4 protein-coding genes are annotated in these 2986 nt (G+C 65.8%); all 4 read left to right on the top strand.

The window, feature by feature from the left end; all coding sequences use genetic code 11:
• The coding region (locus ATO4_RS26560) for an HAD-IA family hydrolase (protein WP_139802733.1) at positions 1 to 510 on the top strand (510 nt) is incomplete at its 5' end.
• 223 nt (positions 511 to 733) lie between these two features.
• On the top strand, positions 734 to 1498 hold the full coding sequence (locus tag ATO4_RS26565; RefSeq protein WP_083595099.1) for an amino acid ABC transporter substrate-binding protein: 765 nt from the start codon (positions 734 to 736) through the stop codon (positions 1496 to 1498).
• 86 nt (positions 1499 to 1584) lie between these two features.
• Entirely contained in the window at positions 1585 to 2265 is a 681-nt protein-coding gene (locus ATO4_RS26570) for an ABC transporter permease subunit (RefSeq protein ID WP_083595100.1), read from the top strand.
• The coding region (locus ATO4_RS26575) for an amino acid ABC transporter ATP-binding protein (RefSeq protein WP_083595101.1) at positions 2262 to 2986 on the top strand (725 nt) is incomplete at its 3' end. The genes ATO4_RS26570 and ATO4_RS26575, both read left to right, overlap by 4 nt.

Here is a 2986-nt window from a genome sequence, read left to right on the forward strand (position 1 = left end):
CTCAACCGCGAGAATCTGGAGACGGTGCTCGCGCGCCACGGAGTAGACGTCCGGCAGGTTCCGGAAGCCGAACTAGCCGACCTGAACCTCGCCTGGGAGAGGCTCGACCCTTGGCCGGACAGCGTCGAGGGTCTGGCGCGCCTGAAGCGCCGCTTCGCGATCGGCCCCATTTCGAATGGACACATGGCGGGCATGATGAACCTTGCGCGGTTCGGCGGGCTTCCCTGGGACGTCATCGTCGGCGCCGAGGTGGCGAGAAGCTATAAGCCGCAGCCCGAGGCCTACCTCAGATCGGCCGCGGCCGTCGGCCTTCCGCCCGAGCGCATCGCCATGGTCGCCGCGCACAACGCGGACCTTGCTGCGGCGCGGGCGCTCGGCTTTCGCACGATTTTCGTGCGACGCCCGCGGGAGCACGGGCCGGACCAGACCACCGATCTCGAGCCTCGGTCGAACTGGGATGGGATCGCCGACTCCTTGCTGGAGGTCGCCGACGCCCTTGGCTGTGCGTGACGAGGGGAAGACCCATGCGCTTTTCGCCGGCACTCCGACCTGCCCCCATTGTTTCTGACAGAGATCAACGGCTCACCTCGCCGATCGGCGCTGCGGCCCGAGGCCTCGTCTCAGGGAGAAAACGAAAGTTCTCCGCAGCAGGCGGTAAAAGAACAGGCTTCCTTGAGAACGGGACCCCTCTGGCTCAAATACGTCCCAACCAGTCCGACCAGGAAAGAATTTCATGAAGAAGCAATTCCTCGCCCTCGTCTCGCTCGCGATCGTCGCCGCGGCACCGGCATCCGCTGGCAGCCTCGAGGATATCAAGCAGTCCGGCGTCTTCCGCGTCGGCACGGAGGGCACCTACGCGCCCTTCACCTACCACGACGCCTCGGGCAAGCTTGTCGGCTTCGACGTCGAGATCGGCGAGGAGGTCGCCAGGCGCCTCGGCGTCGAGCCGCAATTCGTCGAGGGCAAATGGGATGGGCTGATCGCTGGCCTGAGCGCCGACCGCTACGACGCGGTGATCAACCAGGTCGGCATCACCCCCGAGCGCCAGCAGCGCTTCGACTTCTCCGATCCCTACATCGTCTCGAAGGCGGTGCTGATCGTCAAGGACGGCAACGAGGAGATCAAGGGGTTCGAGGACCTGGAGGGCAAGCGCGCCGCCCAGTCGCTGACCTCGAACTACGGCAAGATGGCCGAGAAGGCGGGGGCGACGCTCGTTGCGACCGATGGCTTCGACCAGTCGATCCAGTTGGTCATCACCGGCCGGGCCGACGCGACCGTCAACGACAGCCTCTCCTTCCTCGACTTCAAGAAGCAGCAGCCGGATGCGCCGGTGAACGCGGTCGCGGCGGAAGCGCAAGCCGCCGCCTCCGGCATCATCGTCCAGAAGGGCCATCCGGACCTCGTTGCCTCAATCAACGATGCCCTGAAGGACATCAAGGCAGACGGCACCTACAAGCGGATCTCCGACAAGTATTTCGGTGAGGACGTGTCCCAGTAGGACACCCCTCGGCTCTCATCCGGCGGCACGGCGCGACCTGCCGTCGGATCCCATGACATCCACACCACCTGAGCAAAGAGGCCGTTTTGCCCGACTGGCTGCAATTGATGCTGACGTCGTTCTGGCCGCTTTTGCGTGCCGGGCTCGTCTTCACCGTCCCACTGGCGATCCTGTCGTTCGGTCTCGGGCTTGCGGTCGGACTGCTGACGGCGGTGGTGCGGCTGTTCGCGCCGAAGCCGCTGGCGGCGGTAGCCGGCTTCTACGTCTGGATCATTCGCGGGACACCGCTTCTGGTGCAGCTCTTCGTCATCTTCTACGGACTGCCCAGTGCCGGCATCCTGATCGACGCCTTCCCGGCCGCGCTGATCGGTTTCACCCTGAATGTCGGCGCCTACAGCTCGGAGGTCATCCGCGCGGCATTGACCTCGATCTCGAGAGGCCAATGGGAAGCCGCCTACTCGATCGGCATGACCACGCGCCAGGCGTTGGGCCGGACGATCCTGCCGCAGGCGACGCGTGTCGCCGTGCCGCCGCTCGGCAACACGTTCATCTCTCTCGTGAAGGACACCTCGCTTGCCGCGGCGATCACGGTGCCGGAGCTGTTCCAGCAGGCCCAGCGGATCGTTGCCGTCACCTACGAGCCGCTGATCCTCTATATCGAGGCGGCGCTGATCTATCTCATTTTCTCCTCCATTCTCACGGCGCTGCAGGGCCGGCTGGAAGTCCGCTTCGGGCGTCATGGCGGGTTCATGGAGCGGGCCCGATGATCCGCCTGTCCGGCATCGAGAAGAGCTTTTCGGGAAATCTCGTCCTGAAGGGCGTGAACCTCGCGGTCCAGGAAGGCGCCGTGACGGCCCTCATCGGGCCGTCGGGAAGCGGCAAGAGCACGCTCCTGCGCTGCGCCAACCTGCTCGAGACCCCTGATGCCGGAACCGTGGAGATCGGCGACGTCAGGCTGGAGTTTTCGGGCAAGCGGCGACCATCGCAGTCGGACGTCCTGCGGCTGCGTCGGCGCACCGGCATGATCTTCCAGAACTTCCAGCTCTTTCCGCACCAGCGGGTCGCCGAGAACGTGATGGAGGCGCTGGTGACGGTGCAGAAGTGGCCGAAGGCGAAGGCTCGCGAACGAGCCATGGCGCTCCTCGACCAGGTGGGCATGTCGGAGAAGGCGGAAGCCTGGCCGGCGACGCTGTCGGGCGGTCAGCAGCAGCGCGTGGCGATTGCTCGGGCGCTCGCCCCATCGCCCGCCCTGATCCTCTGTGACGAGCCCACGTCGGCACTCGACCCGGAACTCGCCGAGGAGGTCGTCGACGTTCTGCGGACGCTGGCGAAAGACGGCGCGACGATGCTGATGGCGACGCACGACCTCAGGCTCGCCCGCAGCCTCGCGAGCCACGTCGCCTTTCTCGAGGCCGGCGAAATCGTCGAGGAAGGTGCACCCGATGCGATCTTCGGTGCTCCCACAGAACCGCGCACCATCCGCTTCGT

The sequence above is a fragment of the Aurantimonas sp. 22II-16-19i genome (assembly GCF_002088275.1).
Taxonomy (GTDB): Bacteria; Pseudomonadota; Alphaproteobacteria; order Rhizobiales; family Rhizobiaceae; genus Jiella.